Here is a 21,783-nt window from a genome sequence, read left to right as displayed (position 1 = left end):
ACTTGATTCAAATTACATCACATTTATACACTTTAAATAGACTATTAAACAAGCCTTTTTACCCTTTTAAACATAGAATATGATGAATTCTATTTTATATTAGGGGGAATCATATTCATGTGTAATAATTGTCGGTGTAGACGCAGAGATTGTAATAGATTTTGGGATGATTTAATGTTTGGAAGATGTAGACGCAGAGAATGTGATGATTGTCGTTGCAATCGTAAACGTCATTGTGATTGTGATGATTGCCGTTGCAATCGTAAACGTGACGATGATGATGATAAATGCCGTAAGTGGTAATTTTCTTTGAAAGAGTACTTTGAAGTAAAGTACTCTTTTTTTGTATGAACCTTTTAAATTCCATTTTGAACAGATTTCTTTTCAATTTCCCATGAATCTTGCTTTTTAATTTTTAGAGCTACATTCGTACCATTAGATTTTGTATAAAAGATATACCCGTGGTTGGACTTAACGTAAGTTGAAGGTTCACCTGTGCAATCTTTAGAACAAGATGTGTTGATAAGTTCAATTAAGGATAGTTCGCTAGGATCGGTTTTACTAGCATCTATAAGTGTATCAAGGTTCGTTTTGCGAAAGCCTTGTAAGTTTACATGGAAATTCTTTTCTATTTCTCCAGTAACGCTAGTATTCATTACTTCAACTGAAGTTTTCTTTTCGAAAAGAAAACCATTTCCATAAAGGAATTTTGTATATCCAAGCCATGCGATTAAAAATAGTATAAAAAACATACCAGTTGTTTTAAGTTTTCGGAGCCGTTTACTTACGATTGATTCTGAATATTTCATTCAGCCTAATCCTCCAATGTTTTTATTTTAAAGTATGCTTGGGTATATATATTTAGAAGGAGATGAAAGTTAGAGAGTTACTGATTCAAAAAAAGAAAGCATCTGAAGTTAGGTGCTTTCTTTTTGAATACTGTCCGCTATCTGTTAGTTACTTGTTTCATAAGAGGTCTTATTTCTTTAACAGATGGTTTTTTATCATAGGCATCAACATAAGAAAAGTAATAATTTAAGTTTCTGAGAAGTCCTTTTCCTATTTTAGCGTTTAAGAAGGGGAATACTTGTCCAGTATAATCATCGAGAGATTTACAGTAGTATTTTTCGTCTAAATATATACTGTATTTACATGTTAGTTCTACTAATGAGTTTCCTTCATCATCAAATACTTCTTTAGAATCAATAATGTCTATTAATGCGAATTTTTCATTCAGATAAACTTTTTTCTTTTTCTCGTGCTTATTTGTGAGAATAAATACGAGACCAATTGCGTTAATCAAACTATTTCCTCCTATAAAAAACGGATATTAATAAAATATATCGATATACGTTAAATGTAAAGAGGAGTGGTGAAATATCATTGATAGAAAACTAAATAAGCCGATTTGTTTTTTCAAATCGGCTTATTTTTATTGAAATACTTGCGGAAATTGTTTTACGATTGCGTTTGTTATCATGTCGGCCATTTCTAATGCTTCTTTTTCAATTTTATCGTAAAGTTTTACTCCTGCTTCATAATCTTTATTTAGGAAGGCAAGTGCTTCCGCTTTCGTTAGTGCTAAATGTTCATAAAACATTTTTCTGAATTCTTCTTTATCTATATATGGGTTGATACTGTTAAGAAATTCAGTAATTTCATCACCATTAGCGTACCATTTCTTCTCTATAGCGGCTGCTGCGTTTGGATCACCAGCTTTTGCTGCTTTCACAAGATCGGCTGCAATTACTAAATGATCTTTAATTAATGCACTATATTTCTTTACTGCATTCTCGCCATAGAAGGGCTCAAGTGATAGTCCCATATGTGTTGCGTTTTGTAAAAGCCGTCCAACAGTAACATTAACATCTGGTAAATTAAATACAATACTTATAATAGCTAATCTCGTCCAAGCGACGTGTTGTTCCCATAAAGAACGCATATACCCTTTTAAAAAATTCTCGTTTTTACTAATTCGGTAGTTACGTACGGATGAATCATAGTTTACATAAGGGTTATGATAGGGGGAGTAATACGATTGCCAATAAGAATACATAAATAGTAACACTCCTTTGAACATGTATAACTCAAAGTATGATAAAGATTTATTTTTAGTTACGTGTCCTAGATTATTTTCAGGGAATTTGAAATGGAGAAATTCAATGAATAATGTTGTGGTATATATGAATAAATTGAATATAAAGTAAAAGAGGCTCTGCAAGGGAAGTTGCAGAGCCTCAAAAGGGTATTGCCGAGATGTCGGACTCGACTACGTAATATTAACATAAAATTCTTTTAAAATAACCTGGTAAATGCGTCCAAATGAGAAGGGTACTTTTTAATAAAGTTAAAGGGATCTGCTTCCCGCGGCAGATCCCTTTAACTAGATAATGTTGATGAGCAAAAACTCATCTGGAGTATTTTCATAGTAACAAATGAAATTCACTTTGTGTATTGAGAAAAAAATGAATTACTTGTATGAATGTAAAGGATTTATATTTTGCTTTTGGGAATTATAATCATTTGTGGAGAATGGAATAGGGTTCTAAAATGGAGAAAAGACTTTTCAACCAGGCTACGATATATCGCGATATGTAAGTATAAAAAGACCTGCTAATTTAAGCAGGTCAACATAAGGGGTTTATCTAACAGATTATTATATATGGTAACAATTGTATTGTAGTAAGTCTATAAGTTTAATGTTGAGAAAATTTGTTTGAATGATATATATTTGGCACATGTATTAACGCATAAAAAGTTGAGAAAGGAAATTAAATAGTTTTTTATAAGAAAATAAAGGCTGATACTTATAAAATGATTCATATTTCCACGCATCATTATTAGAGAATTGGAGTTGTTTATTTGACGCTTTAGGTTTGTTGGAATTATTGTAACGACTCTTCATAATTTAACCTCCTCAAATTCATATGTATACGATTAGTAGTATTCTAGGAAGGTAAATTAAATGAATATTTATTTTGAAATTCTTTCTTCTTGTGTACTAGATTTGTTTTTTTTATGTTGGAAAACCTAGGAAGCAAATAGAACTCAAATACTTATAAAATTCAAAGTGGCGAGAATCAGTTTGATGATATAATGGGAATAGATGAAAGATAAAGAAAAGCAGGTGACTCTTTTTTGTTTACAAAAGCTCAAGAACTTTTAGCGTCTTATTTCGGTTATTCGTCATTCCGAAGAGGACAAGATGAAACAATTAAAAATGTATTAGATGGGAAGGATACGGTTTGTATTATGCCTACGGGCGGTGGTAAGTCAATTTGTTATCAAATTCCCGCACTAGTATTCGAAGGAACGACATTAGTTATATCACCTTTGATTTCACTTATGAAAGATCAAGTAGATACATTAATTCAAAACGGTATTTCCGCTACATATATTAATAGTTCTATTTCTATTACAGAAGCGAATCAACGAATTCAATTGGCGAAACAAGGACATTACAAATTGCTTTACGTGGCGCCTGAGCGTCTTGATTCTATGGAGTTTGTTGACCAACTTATCGATATGAAAATTCCAATGATTGCGATTGATGAGGCGCACTGTATTTCCCAGTGGGGTCATGATTTCCGTCCAAGTTATTTACATATACATCGCATATTAGATTATCTTCCAGAAAAACCGCTCGTTTTAGCTTTAACGGCAACGGCAACACCACAAGTACGTGATGATATATGTAGCACGCTTGAAATTAATCAAGAAAATACAATTATGACAACGTTCGAGCGCGAGAACTTATCATTTTCAGTAATTAAAGGACAGGATCGTAATGCGTATTTAGCAGATTATATTCGTCAAAATCAGAAGGAATCTGGGATTATATATGCAGCTACAAGAAAAGTAGTCGATCAGTTATATGAAGATCTAGGGAAAGCAGGAGTTTCGGTATCGAAATATCATGCAGGTATGAGCGATCACGATCGAAATGAACAACAAGAACTCTTTTTACGAGATGAAATCAGTGTGATGGTAGCGACATCTGCGTTCGGGATGGGGATTGATAAATCGAATATTCGTTACGTTATTCATTATCAACTTCCGAAAAATATGGAAAGTTACTATCAAGAGGCGGGACGTGCTGGTCGTGACGGGTTAGATAGTGAATGTATTTTGTTATATTCTTCTCAAGATGTACAAGTGCAACGCTTTTTAATTGATCAATCGACTGGAGAATCACGTTTTTCAAATGAACTAGAAAAATTGCAAAATATGACCGATTACTGTCATACAGAACAATGTTTACAATCATTTATTTTGCAATACTTTGGAGAAGAACCGAAGGAAGATTGCGGTCGTTGTGGTAATTGTACGGACGACCGTGAAAGTATTGATGTAACGAGAGAATCACAAATGGTTCTATCTTGTATGATCAGGACGAACCAACGATTCGGAAAACAAATGATTGCACAAGTATTAACTGGATCGAAAAATAAGAAAGTCATTGAATTTAATTTTCATACTTTGCCAACGTATGGTCTTTTATCAAACCGTAGTGTAAAAGAAGTCAGTGAGTTTATTGAGTTTTTAATTTCAGACGAGTTGATTGCAGTTGAACATGGTACATATCCGACATTAAAAGTAACGGAAAAAGGGAAAGAAGCACTACTTGGTAAAGTGAATGTTTTACGCAAAGAACGAGTAGAAACGAGACAAATTGTTCAAGACCATCCTTTATTTGAAGTGCTTCGTGAAGTGCGTAAAGAAATTGCGCAAGGAGAAGGTGTACCACCGTTTGTTATTTTCTCTGACCAAACGTTAAAAGATATGTGTGCAAAAATGCCACAAAGTGACTCCGAACTCCTAACTGTAAAAGGAATCGGAGAACACAAACTTGTGAAGTACGGGTCTCACTTCTTACAAGCAGTTCAGCACTTCATTGAGGATAATCCAAACTATGCTGAAACAATTAAGACAGAAGATGTTTTAGAGCGTAAAAAATCAGGAAAAGCTTCAGCGAATTCTCATATAGAAACGTATGAAATGTATAAACAAGGCATTGATCTAAATGAGATTGCGAAAGATAGAGGTCTATCAAGACAAACGATTGAAAACCACTTAATCCGTTGCCATGAAGATGGTATGGAAGTAGAGTGGCAAAGCTTTGTTCCAACAGAGTATGAAGCTCTTATTGAAACTGCCGTACAAAATGCAGAAGGTGGTTTGAAATCTATTAAAGAACAGCTTCCAAATGAAGTGAGTTACTTTATGATTCGTGCATATTTACAAATAAGAAAGTAGAGACATATAAAGGGGATAGGGATATATGTATCATGTTTTCGTGTATGGCACGTTAAGAAAAGAGCAAATGAATGCTCATTATATGCGAGGTGCAACATGCATCGCAGACGGAGCATGGACGTATGGCAAATTATTTGATACAAACGAAGGGTATCCTGCAATGGTTTGTTCAAACGAGGAAAAAGTATATGGGGAAGTTTATGAAGTAAATAGTGATGTTCTACAAAAATTAGATGAACTTGAAGAATATACAGGTAATGCAGAGACTGATTTATATGATCGAATTACACAAACGGTATATTTTGCTGATAAAGAAATACATGCATATGTGTATGTTGCTCAGGATAAAGAGATATTAAAGAAAATCATTGATTCTGGGGATTGGATCGTGTATCAAAAAATATAATAAAAGCAGCTAAGGATAAATTGGTAAGCAGATAATGGAATAATTCATTATCTGCTTTTTATTTTGTTTTCAGTTGAAATTCTCAAACCAATAAAGAATAAAGTGCATTTGAATATTCTGTTTAATTCGATAATATAGAAATGTAGGTGATAAATAAGGGGGATTTTTAATGGGTATCAGAAATTTAGCTTCTAACCTGTAGTAGAAAAAACTATTACAGGAGGAGAATAATAATGAACGAATTAAATGTGAAGGAATTTTACAAAAAACAATTTGAACTGTCGAATTATGATGTAAATACAGAAAGCTGGATAGAACAGGTTGCTAAAGAGGTGCAAGAACAAGTTGGATATCCGTTTCAAACGATGTTGGAACTTGGTGCAGGGAATGGTGGATTTGCACGAGCAATGTCTAAGTTACATGTGAGAATGACAACTGTTGAACTTGTATCAGAGCTGGTTTCCTTTGCAAAAGAACATTCTAGTAGTGATATTGCCATTCATTGTGGAGATTTTTATCAAATTAACTTTGAGGAAAAATTTGAGGTGGTTAGTTATTTAGATGGATTTGGTGTAGGAACAAATAATGAGCAATTGTTTCTACTAAAACGGATTAAAGATTGGATGAAGGATGATGGATGTGCACTTATTGATATTTATCAACCTTTGTATTGGAAAAAGGTTAGTGGACACGAAATGTCATTAAGTTCGGCTATGCGAAAATATGAATATGATAGTATAAATGAAAGAATGTTAGATCATTGGTGGAATCCTAATCAACCTAATGAGATTGTGACACAGTCTTTACGTTGTTATACAGTAAAAGAGATTAGTGATTTATGTGCTAAAGCAGGTTTAAGTATTGTAGGATTCTTCCCAGGCGGAGCATTTGATTTTGAAAAATTGCGATATAAAGAGCAAGCTTCACTACATGAGTGCTTATCTTATCGTATAAAAGTAAAAAAGAAATAAAGAAATAAAGAAAAGGTGGGGATTATCCCTCATACACATCAAGCTAAGTTTATGTGAGGGGAATTTCAAATTTGTAGAATCTAATAAGTAAATGCAACGAAAATAGTTGGTATACATCGTTGGTTGAGTGCGTCTGGATTCATAGAAGTATCAGTGTTTGCTTCTAATCGACTACAAGGTTGAGTTAATGAAGTATGTGCTATGTGTTTGCGTAATCAAACACATAGGGCTACTAGTTCTTGTGTACCTTATTCACTTGATTGTTAAATGAATCAAATCATTCCAAAGTATTAGGTGATATATATCATCGCGATTCTTTAGAAACTAATTTTAGTTCATCAGAAATCGATAAATTCATATTAAAAACGCTATTCTTTTTATATATTCCTATAAAAAGAATAGCGTTTTTTCGTTATATGGATACAAATTTACATTATCTTGATAATAGTAATAGGGCGAGAACCTATTATGTTTAACCAATAATAAAATGACACAATTGACAAAATATACATCGGTGTTATAATGATACATTGTTATCAAGGTAACAAAATATTGTTTTTTCACGGTAAGGATGTGGAATTATGAAACAAAATAATGAACAAGTAAATGGAAAGAATCAAAAAATTAAAGTTGAACGTGTACAAACTGGAATTAGAATGGAAAAAAGAATGGTGAAGGTTCTGAAAGCGATGGCAGAGTATCATGATATTTCACTAGGCGTTCTTCTTGAAAGAATCGTTCTACATTCTTTTGAAAATAAACCTGTGTTTAGCGATGAAAGTCTTGAAAAAGTTAAAGCTATAAAAGAAGTTTACGATATGGATTATGGGCTAGAAATAAGCCGTCAGTGGAATGATTCGGATAACTAGAATATTAATAATACCATTTAGATTATATGTAAAAGATCTATGAAATATAGAAATGAATATAAAGTATCAGGAGCGATATTAAATGAAATTTAGTACATTAACTATATTTGATAATTACCCCAATCGATTATCCCGAACACCTAGACAATTCTATAATGAGGTATTAGAGCAAGCCGTTCGGGCTGAAGAAGTGAATTTTGATGGGGTATGGTTTGCAGAACATCACTTCTCAGATTTTGGTATTAATCCTTCGCCAGCAGTTCTGCTCGCTGCGGTATCTCAAAGAACGAATAGAATTCGCCTCGGTGTGGGTGTTTCAGTACTACCATTACACAACCCTATACGAGTTGCTGAAGATTATGCGATGGTTGATCTTTTATCAAACGGAAGATTAGATTTAGGGCTAGGTAGTGGATATGCACAGAAGGAATTTGATGGCTATAATATTTCATTGGGGGACAAAACCGAGCGTTTTAACGAGTCTCTAGAAGTGCTACGTAAGGTATGGTCAGGCAAAATTTTTTCTCATCAAGGGAACTTTTATCAATACAAAGACCTTAAACTTAATGTTCAGCCCATACAAGCTCCGTTTCCGCCTCATTGGATTGCAACCTCTAGTGAAACAGGTGTTAGTCATGTTGCTAGTATGGGAAACAATTTCATGGGGCTTGGGTTTAGTAAATCACGAGATGAATTAGCAAAGCTGATTGATACTTACAAGAATACGTATCTAAAGTCAGGACACGGTAATCCAGAAGAGCTGGAAATTCCTGTTGCATTTCATGTCCATGTCGGTGAAGCATATGCAGAGGCTGAATCCAATGCAAAAGGTCCTTATCAATTATTTATGAATACTCCGCGTGGGACGAATATTTCATATGAAGACCTTAAATGTAAATTCAACCCAGTAATAGGAAGTCCTGATGAAGTTATTAAACAAATTCAGTCCTACAGTGAAATAGGTGTTACGAATTTTATGGCAGTAATGAATTTTGGTGGATTAGAACATCATAAAGTACTTTCATCTTTAGATTTATTTGGTAAGTATGTAATTCCTGCATGTAAGTGAAAAATTGATTGTTCCCCAAAACAAAAAAATGAATGTAATTCTCATAAATAAATATAGAGAAAAAATTTCCTTTGAGGATACTTCAAAATCTTAGAGAAATGGGCAGGGTTTTTTATGCCTTTCTTTATTTCGGAAAATTCTCACTTAAACTATTGACTTTATGATTGTGTTTTTTATAGAATTATATCTCGACTGAAAAAATTGGAACGGACAGGAGGGAATCATCAAATGAGTAACATATTTGAAGAAGAATTACAGAAAATGAAAGATATTTTATGTACGATGGATGAGCAATTAGAGCAGCTTGAAAAAATCCCGGTTTATTATGGAGAAGATTTTAAAGAGCAAATTCTTGAAAGTATGAGGGAGTCTAATAGACAAAACTTACGTATTGGTGTGCAAGAGCCGTATTTTGGAAGATTAGACTTCCAGGAGGATGGCAAAGAAGATGTTATGCCGATTTACATCGGTAAAGTAGGTGTTTCAGATAAAGATACGATGAAACCGATGGTTATTGATTGGCGAGCACCTGTCGCAAGTATGTTTTATTCATTTACCGGTGGAGAAGAATTAGCGTTTTATCATTCACCAGACGGGTTAGTAGAAGGCGATGTTTATTTAAAAAGAAATATTTCCATTCGAAAAAGAGAGCTTGAACGTGTTGTCGATACATATGTGAAAGGAAATGAAGATGTATCGCATGCTGATGATTTTCTTCTATATCGATTAGGTGAGAATAAAGATAATAAATTGAAAGATATCGTTTCGACTATACAATCGGAGCAAAATGATATTATTCGTGCGGAAAGAAACTTACCATTATTAATTCAGGGGGTTGCGGGAAGCGGAAAAACAACGATTGCTTTACATCGTCTTGCTTTTTTAATTTATGAATACCGTGAACAACTAGAGGCGGAGAGAATGATTGTATTCGCTCCAAACAGTTTGTTTTTAGACTATATTTCGAGTGTACTTCCTGAATTAGGTGTAGGCAATATTAGTCAAACAACGTTTCCAGATTGGGCATTACGTACGTTAGATGGTTCGGTGAAACTAAAGCAGACAGAAGAAAAATTGAAAGAAGCTTTTTCAATTAATCGTGATGAAAAAAAGGTTATGCTCGGTAAATTGAAAGGCACACTGGAATTTAAGTCGTTTATTGAAGAGAGAATGGTTCAATTTGAAAAAGATTTATTACCGACAAAAGATTTTGAGGCGTGGGATAAAGCAGTTATTCCAGTGGAAGACGTTAAAAAATGGATGCAAGTTGAATATAAACATTATCCATTAAAGAAAAGAAGAGAACGTTTAGTCGGCCGTATGAAGCGCTGGATTGAAATTGAACTTAAAAAGTTTGGAGAAACAAACGAGAAAAAGTTACTAAAAAAAGAAGCGACAAAGAGATTGAACACATATATGAATTTTTGGCCGAAAATGAGCCCACTTTCACTGTATAGTTCAATGTTGAAGAGTAAAGAAATACTCGAAGTATTACCTGAAGAGCTTGTTCAAGAAACAGAAAAGAATTCTCGTAAAAAAGAAGTGTATGTAGAAGACTTACCAGCTTTAATTTACATACATCATCGTATAACAGGAATTGAAATCGGACAGAAGTTTCATCACGTCGTTATTGATGAAGCGCAAGATTTTTCTCCTTTCCAAGTTTATGTATTAAAAGAAATTACACTAGGTAATTCTTTCACTATATTAGGTGATTTATCTCAAGCGATTTATGATTATCAAGGAATTGAAGACTGGGGTGCTTTTAAGGAAGTATTCCAAGAAACAGGTTATTATGAACTGACGAGAAGTTATCGTTCTACAAAAGAAATTATTGAATTCGCGAATGAAATAATTAAAAATGCAGAGATTCCAGTGGGACTGGCAACACCCGTTTTTCGTAGCGGTGAAGATGTTAAGGTAATCCATACAGAAGATCAATTCACTGACATTATGAAGACTTTACAGCACTTGCAAAATGAAGATGTGAAAACAATCGCGGTAATTGGAAGAACAGACGATGAATGCCGTGTTATATATGAGAAGTTAACAAATGCAGGACTAACTGTTAACGTGATTGAAGCAGATCAAAGTAAATACGAAGGTGGTATTTCGGTAGTACCTGTATATTTAGCAAAAGGCTTAGAATTTGATGCAGTACTTCTAATCGACGTTGATGAGGAACATTACAAAAATACAAAACATGATGCGAAATTATTGTATGTCGGATGTACGAGATCGCTTCATGATTTATGGATTTTCCATAGCGGGGAAGTATCTCCGTTAATTAAGAGATAAAAATTCAAGAGGCTTTTCTAGTAATGAATAGAAAAGCCCTTTTATTTTTTTATAAAAATATATAGGAGAAATGATAATGATTACAAAAGTAATAACAAAAAGAAATTGGGAAATCGCAAAAACAACTGGAGAAATTAATGAAGAATCACTTATAGAAGAGGGATTTATTCATTGTTCATTATTTGAACAAGCTTTAAAGGTTGCTCAAAAACATTTCAATCATGAAAAAGATGTTTTATTACTTACAATAGATCCATCTCTTGTAAAAGCAGAAATAAAATATGAACTTGCTTCAAACGGTAAAGAATACCCGCATGTATATGGAGTAATCAATGTTGAGGCGATTGTAGAGGTTGTCCCATTTTCTAAAGAAAAAGGAGAGTTTATATTACCAGAGATACAAAGTTAAGCGTGTTATAGTTATTTAAGTTGGCTAGAAAAGCACAAATAATATAGTTTGTGCTTTTAATTATGTATTTTTTTAGTAAATAATCATTGTTTTTGTCACACTAATACTGTACGATACATAGTATAAAACATATACTGTATGACATATAGTAATAGAAATGAGGTGAATAAATGGATGCTTTATTAAATTCGTTAATTACTGAGCTAAGAAGAGGGACATTAACATTAGCGGTTTTAAGCCAATTAAGAACGCCGCAGTATGGATATTCACTGGTCCAATTATTGGAGAAATCGGGGATTATAATTGATCAAAGTACTTTATATCCACTACTTCGCCGATTAGAAAAGCAAGAACTAGTGACGAGTAGTTGGGATAAAACGGAGAGTAGACCTCGAAAGTATTATGTTTTAAGTGAATATGGATTAGAGATATTTCTGCAGTTGAAAAAGGAATGGATAAAGGATTCGAAAGAACTTTATAACCTATTGAAGGAGGAGGACGAGAATGAGTTTGATTGATATGTACGTCCATGAAGTTGCGAAGAGATTACCTGAAAAAAATCGTGAAGATATTACACTTGAACTACGGTCAACGATAGAGGATATGTTACCTGACGATTATAATGAGGAAGATGTAAAGAGCGCACTCGAAAAGTTGGGAAGTCCAGTTTCTTTGGCTAATGGGTATTTGGATAGACCGATGCATTTAATTGGACCACGTTATTTTGATGTATATACGACGTTATTAAAAATGATTATACCAATTGCAGCTGTTATTGCACTCATTTCGATGGTTGCAGAAAATTTTATAGGCTATAGTGGTGATCAAGCGGTATTAAATGTTATTTTACAATTGATAGGTAAAGGTATTGGGGAAATTGTCGAAGTAGGCCTCCATGTATTTTTCTGGTTGACACTTGTATTTGCTGTTATAGAAAGAACTGATAAAGAAAAGGATCCACACCCATTAACAACAAGTTTAAAAAAATGGACGCCAGATGATTTGAAAAAGATTTCGTATATCCCGAAGAAAAAGGCGATCTCAAAGTTTGAAGTTTTTGGAGGTTTAATGTGGACGGCAATATGGGCTACACTTTACTTTTATGCGAATCATCTTGTAGGTGTATATAATGGTACGGCAAATGGACTGAAGTTTGTCGCGCCAACTTTTAATCAAGATGTTTTACTTCAGTACTGGCCGATCGTTGTAATAATGATCGTTTTCGAAATCGGTATATCTCTTTATAAGTTAGTCCAAGGACAATGGACGCAAAGATTGGCAATTGGGAATGCGATTCTTCAAGTAGTCGGAACAATCATATTCATTGTAATTGTAGTAAATCCGCATTTATTTAACGAAGGATTCATTACGTATGTGGCAAATGCATTTACTATTTCTCCAGAGGAATTTAAAACATGGTTAATCGGCGGTGGAATTTTCATTTATATACTGTCTGCTGTAATAAATATATTTGATGGTTTCCGAAAAGCTAGAATTCGTATATGGAAATGAGTCTGAAATTTCTGTAAGATAAAAGTGATAAAAGGATAGTTAAAGAAGATAATCACTATGAAAGGAAGAAAACAATGATAAGGGAAGCAATGAAAAAAGATGTAACATTTATTTTAGAAATTTATAATGATGCAATACTTTATACAACAGCTGTATATGCGTATAAACCTGTAACCCTTGAAAATAGAATGGATTGGTATGAACAAAAAAAGGCTGATGGCTATCCAATTTTCGTATACGAACTAGATAATAAAGTAGTAGGATTTGCGACATTCGGTCCATTTAGGGCGTGGCCTGCTTATAAATATTCAGTTGAACATTCTGTGTATGTTCATAAAGATTATAGAAAAAATGGGATTGGGACTTCTTTAATGAAAGCATTAATCGCAATTGCTAAAGAAAGAGAATATATGACCTTAATCGCTGGAATTGACGCAGAAAATGAAAAGAGTATTGCCTTACATGAAGACTATGGATTTGTTCATGCAGGGACAATAAAAAAAGCTGGTTACAAATTTAATAAATGGCTAGACTTAGCCTTTTATCAATTGGAGTTTGATGGTCCTGAAAATCCTATAGAAGAATAGAAGTTTTTCGGGGAAAATATATGGTTTTAGGTAGCGTAGAGTAATTCTTGCTACCTTTTTCTAATTGTCATAACAAATATAACTTGTCAAAAAAGGTTTTTTATATTCCATATTGAATTATTAGAAGGTGATATAACGATGTGAAAAGAGGAATGGAAATGGAAACTGTCATTCAAAAAATGAAAGAGATACAAGCGGGTCATGTAGGAGTAACTATTTATTCTACAAAAAACGAACGTATAGTTGCTTCATATAATAGTGAAATATATATTCCTTTAGCATCGGCAGCAAAAGTAGTAATTGGATTTGTAGCAGCACAAATGGTGAAGGGAAATAAACGTAATTGGAATGATATACTTCATCATATTAAATTTCATCCACATGAAGATAGTGCACAGTTATATCCGCATCTACAAGGAAGAAGTACTTTAACACTTAGTAAAGCAGTAGAAGTGATGATAGCTTGTCACGACAGCTATATCGCTCAGTCAATTGTTATGCACTGCGGAGGATGGGATACTATCAGAGAATATGTTTCAACGAAATTTTCCAAGATTCATATACAGGAAAACCCTAAAGATGAGAAAAATATTGGAGAATTAAAACAAGTTCTTTCGCTTTTATTACATATTTTCCAAGGATATAAATCCGCACCCGAATTATGGGAACCAATTATAAGTGGAATGGTAAGACAACAAGGAGAGTATGAAGGTATACCTTATTATCATCTAGCACATATGACCGGTGGATTACCCACGGCTACAATAAATATTGGTATAATAGGAATGTTTCATGAATTTCCGTTTCTTTATGTAATTGGAGGTAAAGATTTACCTAATCGATTTCATAATAAAGAGGTTGATGAAACCGTTACAACAGCTTTGAAATACATATACAAAGCATATAGTGAAAGCATGCTAGGAGTGAGCGATTGAAACGAAACTTAAAGACTTCAACGATTATCATTTTAATTGTAACAATTATAGCTTTGGAAGTTGGCATCGCGTTATATGATCGTACATTGTCATTAGATACTATTTACTTTGCAGCGATTCTTATTTGTGTTGTATTGCTTTTTGGTACACGTGTTTCTGAAGAGAAAGAACGTACATCGAAACAGAGACGAAGAAAAACGTCTCTTATATTTTGGCCATCTATTTTAATGTTAATTACTAGTTTTGCAGTTATAAGTTATGTACGAACAGGCTATGTTTCTGTTCCTGGGATAATTGGTTTTTCGTGTTTTGTTACATATGGTGGATTTGTATTCATTAGTATTTTAAAAAGACGAAATAAAAATTAGATGCAATTTACTAAGTTGAAAGGAAGAAATATATATGAAACACATAGAGAATGGTACTCGTAACGAAGGAGAATACATTAAAAATAAAGTCATTCAATATAATATGTCCATCTTAACAGATGAAGTAAAACAGCCGATGGAACAAGTAAGCCTTGTAGTGAAAGATGAGGAAGGGAAAATCTTTGGCGGTGTAACAGGAACGATGTATTTTTATCATCTTCATATCGATTTTTTATGGGTTGATGAATCCGTTCGTCATGATGGTTATGGAAGTCAACTGATACATAAAATCGAAGATATTGCGAAGGAAAAAGGATGTAGACTCATATTACTAGATTCATTTAGTTTCCAAGCACCGGAATTTTATAAAAAGCACGGCTACCGAGAATATGGTGTCGTTGAAGATCACCCGAAAGGGCATAGTCAACACTTTTTAGAAAAGAGATTATAATAACATTATGTATACTAGATAGTGGGGGAAAGAATATGTACACGTATAAATTACAACATGAACGACCAATCTGTGCAGAGAAAATAAAGAAGCTTTACGATTCTGTCGATTGGTGGCCAGAAAGAAAAGAAATCGATATTGAAAAAATGTTAAAGAATAGCATAGCAATTGGAGTATGGGAAGAAAATGAATTAATTGGATTTGCTAGAGTCGTTTCAGACGGTGTTTTTCGAGCGTACATAGAAGATGTTGTCGTACATGAAAGTGTAAGAAATAAAGGTATTGGAGAGAATATGCTTACAATGTTACTGGAAGAGATATCTCATATTGATATTGTTAGTCTATTTTGCGGAGAGAAACTCATAAAGTTTTATGGTGAACAGCAATTTAAAGCGACGAAGCAAATTGTGATGCATCGTGATCAAATAGTGAAAGAATAAGAGGTGCCATTTAGAATGAATGCAACGAGAGCATATTGTTTATCAAAAAGAAAAGCGACAGAGGATTCTCCGGATGGCTGGAGTGCAACATGTATGAGACTTAATAATAAAATATTTGCAATTGTAAACCATGAAGAAGGTGAAAAATCTACGATTACATTAAAATGTGATCCAGAGCTCGCTTTACGAATAAGAGAAGATTATCCAGACACAATAATTCCAGGGTATCATATGAATAAAAAACATTGGAATACAGTGTATATACATAAGGGAGTAGAACAGGAGCAAATTAATAAAATGATCGATTGGTCGTATGATTTGGTACTACAATCATTTTCAAAGAAAAAGCAGCAAGAGTTATTGGATTAAATACAAAGTGAAGTCGGACATAAATAGCTAGTAAAATGATTATATTTTACTAGCTATTTATAGTTTTACATTATATATTAGGAGATTTTGAAATGAATACGAAACGACATAGATTGCTATATGCGGTGTTTACTATCATTGTTATTATTTTAGGTCTTAGTTCAAGAAAGTTTGCTTTTGCATTACCTGATCTATTAAATGATTACTTAGGTGATGCATTATGGGCATTAATGATTTTCGCTGGATTCGGATTTTTGTTTCCTAAAATAGCAACGAAGAAATTAGCTTTTATTAGTTTGATATTTTGCTACGGGATTGAAATTAGCCAACTGTACCATGTACCTTGGATTGATAATATTCGTGCAACGACTTTAGGTGGACTCGTATTGGGATACGGATTTTTGTGGAGTGATTTAGTTGCTTATACAATTGGTGTAGGAGTAGGAGTGCTTTGCGAGTTTATGTTACGGAAAAAATAAGAGATTTAAAAAAGGGTGATTTGTATATGGAGCATGCACTGGAAATTGCAAAGTTTTGGTTTCAAGATAAAGATGTCACAGCTACTGAAATTCAACCTAACGTAACGAAGATTCATTGTAATAAAAAAGCGTATATTTTAAAGGAAAAGGGATCGATAAAACAGTTTTTAGTTGAACTAAATGTATTAGAACAGCTTCATGAAAAAGGAGTTAAAGTACAAAAATTAGTAAAAACGAGAAATGATGAAAGGTACGTATTTTATAAAGAGAAGAATTATTGTTTGTACGAATATGTTACCGGAAGTGTACTAGAAATAAAAGATACAGAAAAGCTAAAAGTGCTAGGAAGCAAAATTGGAGAGGAAATAGCTAATTTACATCACGAACTAAATTCAGTGAATAGTGCTAACGAGTTAATAAAAAGAGAGTTATATAAAGTGGTATACGAATGGGCTTTACCGAATTTAGTAAAGAATAAGCATATTCATCGGAATGTAATTCAAAAAATGGGTCAAATACATACAGCTTTCAAGGAAACGGTTCACTCATTACCGAAACAAATTATTCATCGCGATATGCACTTATCAAATGTAATCTTTAAAGAAAGTGATTTTCAAGGGTTTATCGACTTTGAGCTTCTAGAAGAAAACGTTAGAGTATTCGATTTATGCTATTGCTGTACAAGTATTTTAAGTGAGATATTTAGTGATGAAACATTAAGAGGGAAATGGTTACAAATTGTAAGTGAAATTTTTAAAGGATATTATAAGCAAAACATTTTAACGAGAGAAGAGCTACAATCAATTTGGTATGTAATGCTTTCAATTCAAGTTATATTTATTACTTATTTTGTTCAGTTAAAAGATTTACTAAAGTTAAATGAAGAGATGTTTTTATGGATTTTTGCTAATAAGGAAGATATTGAGGAATCTATAGAAAGAATCGTACTCATATGAAAAAAATCATATTAATTGGTTCTGGTGGTTCAGGAAAATCTACATTAGCAAAGCAGTTAGGAAATAAACTAAGTATAAAGGTGCATCATCTTGATGCATTGTTTTGGAAACCGAATTGGGTAGGTGTTCCGAGGGAAGAACAAAGAACAGTTCAAAATAACTTAATTAAAGAAGAAAAGTGGATTATTGATGGGAATTATGGGGGGACGATGGATATAAGAATTAATGCAGCGGATACAATCGTTTTTCTGGATATTCATAGGACGATATGTGTTTATCGTGCTTTTAAAAGAATTGTGCAATATCGGAATAAAGCAAGGCCAGATATGGGCGCTGGATGTGAAGAGAGGTTTGACTTGCAATTTTTTAAATGGATATGGGAATATCCTAAGTCGAAAAGACCTGCAATTATAACAAGACTAGATCAATTAAAAAAGGATAAAAGAGTTATTATTTTAAAAACCCCAAATGAGGTTCAACGATTCTTAAAGGAAGTGCAGTAAGTATAAATTAGTGCATTAAAAGAATTAAATTATATTCTATTTTGAATTGGAGGGATAATATTGAATGAAATCATTCGCTCGATTGATTCTTATATGGTAAAAATCCCGGCAGGAGAGATAGTATTAAGAGATGATCGAATAAAAAAAGAATGGCAAGTTCAAATGAAACCATTTCTTCTTGCAAAGTATGCTGTAACGATGGAAACATATTATGCTATTGCGAATAGTACAGCAAATGATTATAAAGATAATCATAAACCCGTTGTTAATATTTCTTGGAATGCTGCGATTGCGTTTTGTAATTTACTTTCAAAAAAAGCGGGATTAAAAGAGTATTATTCTATTAGTGATGGCGGTCAAACGGTTAGTTGTAATTTAGATTCAAACGGCTACCGATTACCTTCTGAAGCAGAGTGGCAATATGCGTGTAAGGCAGGAACTACTGGATACATATATGGAGAGCTTAAAGAGATTGCTTGGTATAGTGAAAACTCAGATGAACATATTCATGAGGTCGGTAAAAAAGAACCGAATGCATGGGGATTATATGATATGTTAGGGAACGTTTGGGAGTGGTGTTATGATTTGTATGATGAAAAGGTGTATGGATCGTACCGAATTTTCCGAGGCGGTAGCTGGGCTGAGGAAGCGAGAGGGTGCGGTGCTACTTGTCGCCGCCGTAGCCATCCTACATTTCGTATAGATGATCTTGGGTTTAGGCTCGCTAGGTCCATTTAGAAGGAGAATAAGAGATAGGAGTATAGGAAGTGCCCGTACTCCTAATGACTACATGGAAATCATTTAATTTAAGGAGTGTTTAAAGTGGCACGTATTTTATTCATTAATGCTGGATCAGAAGGTCATATTAATCCAACAATTAAAGTTGTAGAAGAACTTATTTCACGCGGGGAAGAGGTAGTTTATTTTTCAATAGAAGCTTTCAGGGAGCGTATTGAAAAAGCAGGTGCGATTGTACGAACAATTGACGACCAAAAGTTTATAAAAGCTTTTCTTTCCGGTGGCCGAAATTATTTACCAGAAAGAATAAATGGTCTTTTACATACAGCAAATGTTATTATACCGAGTGTTCTTGAACAAATTGAAGGAGAACATTTTGATTACATCATTCACGATTCTATGTTTGGCTCGGGCCATTTAATTGCTCAAATTCTTAAGCTCCCAGCAATTAATTCATGTACATCTTTTGCACAGGATGAAAAATCGTTTATAAGAATGTTAGAACATCTTTCGGAAAATATCCCAGAGGAATCTATTGAAAAAATAAAAAATGATTATCAAAACTTAACAATAGGAATTAAAGAAAAATATGGTGTTGAAATTAAATCACCTTATGAAATTTTCTGTAATCCTGCACCACTTACAATTGTTTATACAACTAGGGAGTTCCAACCTTTTGGAGAAACTTTTGATGAAACGTATAAATTTGTAGGACCATCTATCTCTACACAATTAATAAAAGAAAACTTCGATTTTACTGCAATCGAAGGAAAGAGCCCAATTTATATTTCACTAGGTACTGTTTTTAACGAGGCCATTACTTTCTATAAGCTTTGTTTTAAAGCATTTGAGAACACTGATCATACTATTGTTATGTCTATTGGTAGTAAAACGCAAATAAGTGATTTAGTAGATATTCCGAAAAACTTTATTGTGAAAAATTACGTTCCACAAACGGAAGTACTTAAATACACAAAATTATTTATCACACACGGCGGTATGAATAGTACCCATGAAGGCCTCTATTACGATGTTCCATTAATTGTCATTCCGCAAAGTGCGGATCAGCCAGTAATTGCAAAGCAAGTTGAGGATCTCGGAGCGGGAGTTACATTGCAAATGCAAGGGTTAACTGAGAGTCAACTACGTGAAAGTGTGGATCTTGTATTAAGAAAATCATCATTTAAAGAAGCTGCGTTGAATATGAAGGAATCTTTCCGGAAAACAGGTGGTTATAAGCAAGCAGTTGATGAAATTTTAAAATTTACAGGTCGGCATGAAATGGAATATTAAACTTAAAGTTATATTTGAGAACAGTGTCTATATTGCCTAATATAGGGGTTTTTCTGTTATATGAATTGAGGTAATTATGTGGAAAGAATGAAGGCACTAAAAGTGAATTTTGAGGATATGAGAGAAACACCATTTTTCCAAGTACAAACAAATTACAGAATTAGGTTTGGTACAGAATTGATTGAAAATAATCTGAAACTATTACGAGAAATATTGAGTGGAATATTTATAGAAAATGATAGAATCGATGTTTCATTTATTTCAGGTTATATAGCGTACGATAAAAGTAAGAGAACTTATGAAAAAACAAGAATAGGGAAGTTTGTTGAAATTAAAAATTGGGAAGAAACAAAAATAACAGAAGATGGTCTTGAAAGTACAGTAATTTTTACTACGATAAAAGGTTTACATAAAGATGAAGTATATAAGTATTGCAAGTATATAGTAAATGGTGGCCAGCAGGCATATATTTGTTTTTATAATGGTACTTATTTGTTATATATAAATTCAGATGTAATTGATATTATTTCAGTAGATACAAGTTTAATAAAAAAATTAAAATTTCAATACAGAGAAGAATATGATAAGTTTTATGAAATAGAAGAATTAGAATAGGCTACAGAAGGGTATTATATGAATCCATAATGCAGATTCATATAATACCCTTTTTATTACGACAATTCTTTAATCATAAGTATATGCGGAATGCCATCTTCCATAAATATATCTGAAGAGGTATGATAGCCTAATTTTTCATAAAACCCTTCAGCTTGTGTTTGACCGTGTAGTTTAACTTTGTTTGCTTCTTTATTACGCGCAATCTCTTCTAGTGCTTTGATTATTACTTTGCCTAATCCGTATTTGCGGAAGTCTTTTAAAATACAAATTCGTTCTAGTTTACCCATTCCGTCAACGAATCGTATACGACCAGTTCCTACAGGAAGCTCGTTATAATAAACTAAAATATGTTTACATTTCTCACCGATTTCATCAAATTTATCGAATTCATCTTCAAGTGGGACACCTTGTCTTTTACAAAAACTTCTTTTCGAATGTGAAAGGCAGTTTCTAAATCTGTAAGTTCTGTTATGAGTTTGGATTGCAAATTGTTCAGCCCTTTCTAGTGTGATATGAATGTGTTTTCATAGTATATCATACTGTAATGCTATAAAAGAAAAAACTGACTTGAAAAAGTCAGCCTTTAAAATGATTAATATTCTTTTATACCGTTTTCTGTTCCGATGATCGCTGTGCTCGTCATATTGATAAATAATCCTGTTTCAACTACACCGGTAATCATCTTTAACTCTTTATTTGTATCATTTGGATTCAATATTTTGTTTGTAAAAATACAATCAATAATGAAATTACCGTTATCGGTTATAAATGGTCCACCATCTTTCATACGTAAACGTGTTTCGCATCCTATAGATTGAACTTTCTTTTCAGTTTGTTTCCAAGAGAAGGGGATGATTTCAATAGGAAGTGGAAAAGTGCCTAAATGTGAAACGATTTTGGATTCATCTGCAATAATTATAAGCTTTTCAGAGGAGGTAGCGACAATTTTTTCACGAAGTAATGCACCACCGCCACCTTTAATTAATTGTAAATCATTATTGATTTCATCTGCACCATCGATTGTAAGATCGAGTATGTCGGTTTCATTTAAAGAGATTAAAGGAATAGCTAGTTGTTTTGCTAATACTTCAGTTTCTTTTGATGTAGGTACAGCTTGAATGGATAAACCTTCTTGTACACGTTTTCCTAATTTTTGTATCGTCCAATATACAGTTGAGCCTGTACCAAGCCCAACTTTCATTCCATTTTTTACAAAGTCAGCGGCGTATTCGCCTGCGAGCTGTTTTAAATTCATC

The 21,783-nt window shown here is 33.2% G+C and carries 27 protein-coding genes and 2 pseudogenes; 22 read left to right on the top strand and 7 right to left on the bottom strand.

The genetic code is table 11. The features are described 5' to 3' along the window. Positions 1–117 precede the first annotated feature (117 nt). Positions 118–303, top strand: coding sequence for a hypothetical protein (locus BAQ49_RS33595; protein ID WP_071746183.1), 186 nt, complete (start codon positions 118–120; stop codon positions 301–303). Positions 304–356: 53 nt separating this feature from the next. On the opposite strand, the gene BAQ49_RS16265 is transcribed toward BAQ49_RS33595, so the two are convergent. From BAQ49_RS16265 to BAQ49_RS33000, 4 genes are all read right to left on the bottom strand, one after another. After that, positions 357–809: a hypothetical protein gene (locus BAQ49_RS16265; RefSeq protein WP_071746182.1), complete on the bottom strand. Its 453-nt coding sequence runs from the start codon at positions 807–809 to the stop codon at positions 357–359. A gap of 137 nt (positions 810–946) precedes the next feature. Beyond that, positions 947–1,303 (bottom strand): cytoplasmic protein, encoded by a 357-nt coding sequence (locus BAQ49_RS16260; RefSeq protein WP_071746181.1) that lies wholly within the window; start codon positions 1,301–1,303, stop codon positions 947–949. Between the two features lie 129 nt (positions 1,304–1,432). Beyond that, positions 1,433–2,056, bottom strand: coding sequence for an acetylglutamate kinase (locus BAQ49_RS16255; protein WP_071746180.1), 624 nt, complete (start codon positions 2,054–2,056; stop codon positions 1,433–1,435). A 687-nt stretch (positions 2,057–2,743) separates the two neighbouring features. Then, positions 2,744–2,905 (bottom strand): hypothetical protein, encoded by a 162-nt coding sequence (locus BAQ49_RS33000; RefSeq protein WP_083596212.1) that lies wholly within the window; start codon positions 2,903–2,905, stop codon positions 2,744–2,746. Positions 2,906–3,138: 233 nt separating this feature from the next. Here BAQ49_RS33000 and recQ point away from each other — a divergent pair, with 233 nt between their 5' ends. The 3 genes from recQ (at position 3,139) to BAQ49_RS16240 (ending at position 6,633) form a co-directional block, all read left to right on the top strand. Then, positions 3,139–5,256 (top strand): DNA helicase RecQ, encoded by a 2,118-nt coding sequence (recQ, locus tag BAQ49_RS16250; RefSeq protein WP_071746179.1) that lies wholly within the window; start codon positions 3,139–3,141, stop codon positions 5,254–5,256. Between the two features lie 25 nt (positions 5,257–5,281). Then, on the top strand, positions 5,282–5,662 hold the full coding sequence (locus BAQ49_RS16245) for a gamma-glutamylcyclotransferase family protein (protein WP_071746178.1): 381 nt from the start codon (positions 5,282–5,284) through the stop codon (positions 5,660–5,662). A 233-nt stretch (positions 5,663–5,895) separates the two neighbouring features. Next, complete coding sequence (locus BAQ49_RS16240; protein WP_071746177.1) at positions 5,896–6,633, top strand: class I SAM-dependent methyltransferase; 738 nt, start codon at positions 5,896–5,898, stop codon at positions 6,631–6,633. A 57-nt stretch (positions 6,634–6,690) separates the two neighbouring features. Here BAQ49_RS16240 and BAQ49_RS33590 read toward each other — a convergent pair. Further along, positions 6,691–6,934 (bottom strand): annotated as a pseudogene (locus tag BAQ49_RS33590) (IS4 family transposase); the annotation flags it as partial. Between the two features lie 280 nt (positions 6,935–7,214). On the opposite strand from BAQ49_RS33590, the gene BAQ49_RS16235 reads away from it, so the two are divergent. From BAQ49_RS16235 to BAQ49_RS16150, 18 genes are all read left to right on the top strand, one after another. Then, positions 7,215–7,502, top strand: a complete 288-nt coding sequence (locus BAQ49_RS16235; RefSeq protein ID WP_071746176.1) for a hypothetical protein — start codon at positions 7,215–7,217, stop codon at positions 7,500–7,502. Positions 7,503–7,584: 82 nt separating this feature from the next. Then, positions 7,585–8,571: an LLM class flavin-dependent oxidoreductase gene (locus BAQ49_RS16230; protein ID WP_071746175.1), complete on the top strand. Its 987-nt coding sequence runs from the start codon at positions 7,585–7,587 to the stop codon at positions 8,569–8,571. 228 nt (positions 8,572–8,799) lie between these two features. Further along, complete coding sequence (locus BAQ49_RS16225) at positions 8,800–10,869, top strand: HelD family protein (RefSeq protein ID WP_071746174.1); 2,070 nt, start codon at positions 8,800–8,802, stop codon at positions 10,867–10,869. Between the two features lie 76 nt (positions 10,870–10,945). After that, a complete protein-coding gene (locus BAQ49_RS16220) occupies positions 10,946–11,278 on the top strand; it encodes a DUF952 domain-containing protein (protein WP_071746173.1) in 333 nt (110 codons plus the stop codon). 170 nt (positions 11,279–11,448) lie between these two features. After that, positions 11,449–11,796, top strand: a complete 348-nt coding sequence (locus BAQ49_RS16215) for a PadR family transcriptional regulator (protein ID WP_071746172.1) — start codon at positions 11,449–11,451, stop codon at positions 11,794–11,796. Then, positions 11,783–12,790 (top strand): HAAS signaling domain-containing protein, encoded by a 1,008-nt coding sequence (locus tag BAQ49_RS16210; RefSeq protein WP_071746171.1) that lies wholly within the window; start codon positions 11,783–11,785, stop codon positions 12,788–12,790. The genes BAQ49_RS16215 and BAQ49_RS16210 overlap by 14 nt, the downstream gene beginning before the upstream one ends. 74 nt (positions 12,791–12,864) lie before the next feature. Further along, positions 12,865–13,377, top strand: a complete 513-nt coding sequence (locus tag BAQ49_RS16205) for a GNAT family N-acetyltransferase (RefSeq protein ID WP_071746170.1) — start codon at positions 12,865–12,867, stop codon at positions 13,375–13,377. Between the two features lie 158 nt (positions 13,378–13,535). Beyond that, a complete protein-coding gene (locus tag BAQ49_RS16200; protein WP_071746169.1) occupies positions 13,536–14,312 on the top strand; it encodes a serine hydrolase in 777 nt (258 codons plus the stop codon). Continuing rightward, complete coding sequence (locus BAQ49_RS16195; protein ID WP_071746168.1) at positions 14,309–14,680, top strand: hypothetical protein; 372 nt, start codon at positions 14,309–14,311, stop codon at positions 14,678–14,680. Before BAQ49_RS16200 ends, BAQ49_RS16195 begins: the two co-directional genes overlap by 4 nt. Positions 14,681–14,714: 34 nt before the next feature. Then, on the top strand, positions 14,715–15,131 hold the full coding sequence (locus BAQ49_RS16190) for a GNAT family N-acetyltransferase (protein ID WP_071746167.1): 417 nt from the start codon (positions 14,715–14,717) through the stop codon (positions 15,129–15,131). A gap of 35 nt (positions 15,132–15,166) precedes the next feature. After that, positions 15,167–15,571 (top strand): GNAT family N-acetyltransferase, encoded by a 405-nt coding sequence (locus BAQ49_RS16185; protein WP_071746166.1) that lies wholly within the window; start codon positions 15,167–15,169, stop codon positions 15,569–15,571. Between the two features lie 15 nt (positions 15,572–15,586). Then, positions 15,587–15,940, top strand: a complete 354-nt coding sequence (locus tag BAQ49_RS16180; protein ID WP_071746165.1) for an MmcQ/YjbR family DNA-binding protein — start codon at positions 15,587–15,589, stop codon at positions 15,938–15,940. 92 nt (positions 15,941–16,032) lie between these two features. Beyond that, a complete protein-coding gene (locus BAQ49_RS16175) occupies positions 16,033–16,419 on the top strand; it encodes a ribosomal maturation YjgA family protein (protein ID WP_071746164.1) in 387 nt (128 codons plus the stop codon). A 26-nt stretch (positions 16,420–16,445) separates the two neighbouring features. Further along, positions 16,446–17,375, top strand: coding sequence for a phosphotransferase enzyme family protein (locus BAQ49_RS16170; RefSeq protein WP_071746280.1), 930 nt, complete (start codon positions 16,446–16,448; stop codon positions 17,373–17,375). Then, positions 17,372–17,878 (top strand): DNA topology modulation protein, encoded by a 507-nt coding sequence (locus BAQ49_RS16165; protein ID WP_071746163.1) that lies wholly within the window; start codon positions 17,372–17,374, stop codon positions 17,876–17,878. The genes BAQ49_RS16170 and BAQ49_RS16165 overlap by 4 nt, the downstream gene beginning before the upstream one ends. Positions 17,879–17,971: 93 nt before the next feature. After that, positions 17,972–18,616: a formylglycine-generating enzyme family protein gene (locus tag BAQ49_RS16160; protein ID WP_180237399.1), complete on the top strand. Its 645-nt coding sequence runs from the start codon at positions 17,972–17,974 to the stop codon at positions 18,614–18,616. A gap of 84 nt (positions 18,617–18,700) precedes the next feature. Beyond that, the gene (locus BAQ49_RS16155; RefSeq protein WP_071746161.1) at positions 18,701–19,909 is read left to right on the top strand and encodes a macrolide family glycosyltransferase; all 1,209 of its coding nucleotides are present in this window, start codon (positions 18,701–18,703) and stop codon (positions 19,907–19,909) included. A 78-nt stretch (positions 19,910–19,987) separates the two neighbouring features. Continuing rightward, a complete protein-coding gene (locus tag BAQ49_RS16150; RefSeq protein WP_071746160.1) occupies positions 19,988–20,524 on the top strand; it encodes a phosphatase in 537 nt (178 codons plus the stop codon). 56 nt (positions 20,525–20,580) lie between these two features. Here the strand turns inward: BAQ49_RS16150 and BAQ49_RS16145 are convergent. Next, positions 20,581–21,014: pseudogene (locus BAQ49_RS16145) on the bottom strand (GNAT family N-acetyltransferase). Between the two features lie 105 nt (positions 21,015–21,119). After that, on the bottom strand, positions 21,120–21,782 hold the full coding sequence (gene rpiA / locus BAQ49_RS16140; RefSeq protein ID WP_071746159.1) for a ribose 5-phosphate isomerase A: 663 nt from the start codon (positions 21,780–21,782) through the stop codon (positions 21,120–21,122). Position 21,783: the final 1 nt, after the last annotated feature.

It is taken from the genome of Bacillus proteolyticus (assembly GCF_001884065.1).
In the GTDB taxonomy this organism is placed as follows: domain Bacteria; phylum Bacillota; class Bacilli; order Bacillales; family Bacillaceae_G; genus Bacillus_A; species Bacillus_A proteolyticus.
Note: the sequence above shows the minus strand (reverse complement) of the source record. Positions and strands in the feature narration are given on the sequence as shown.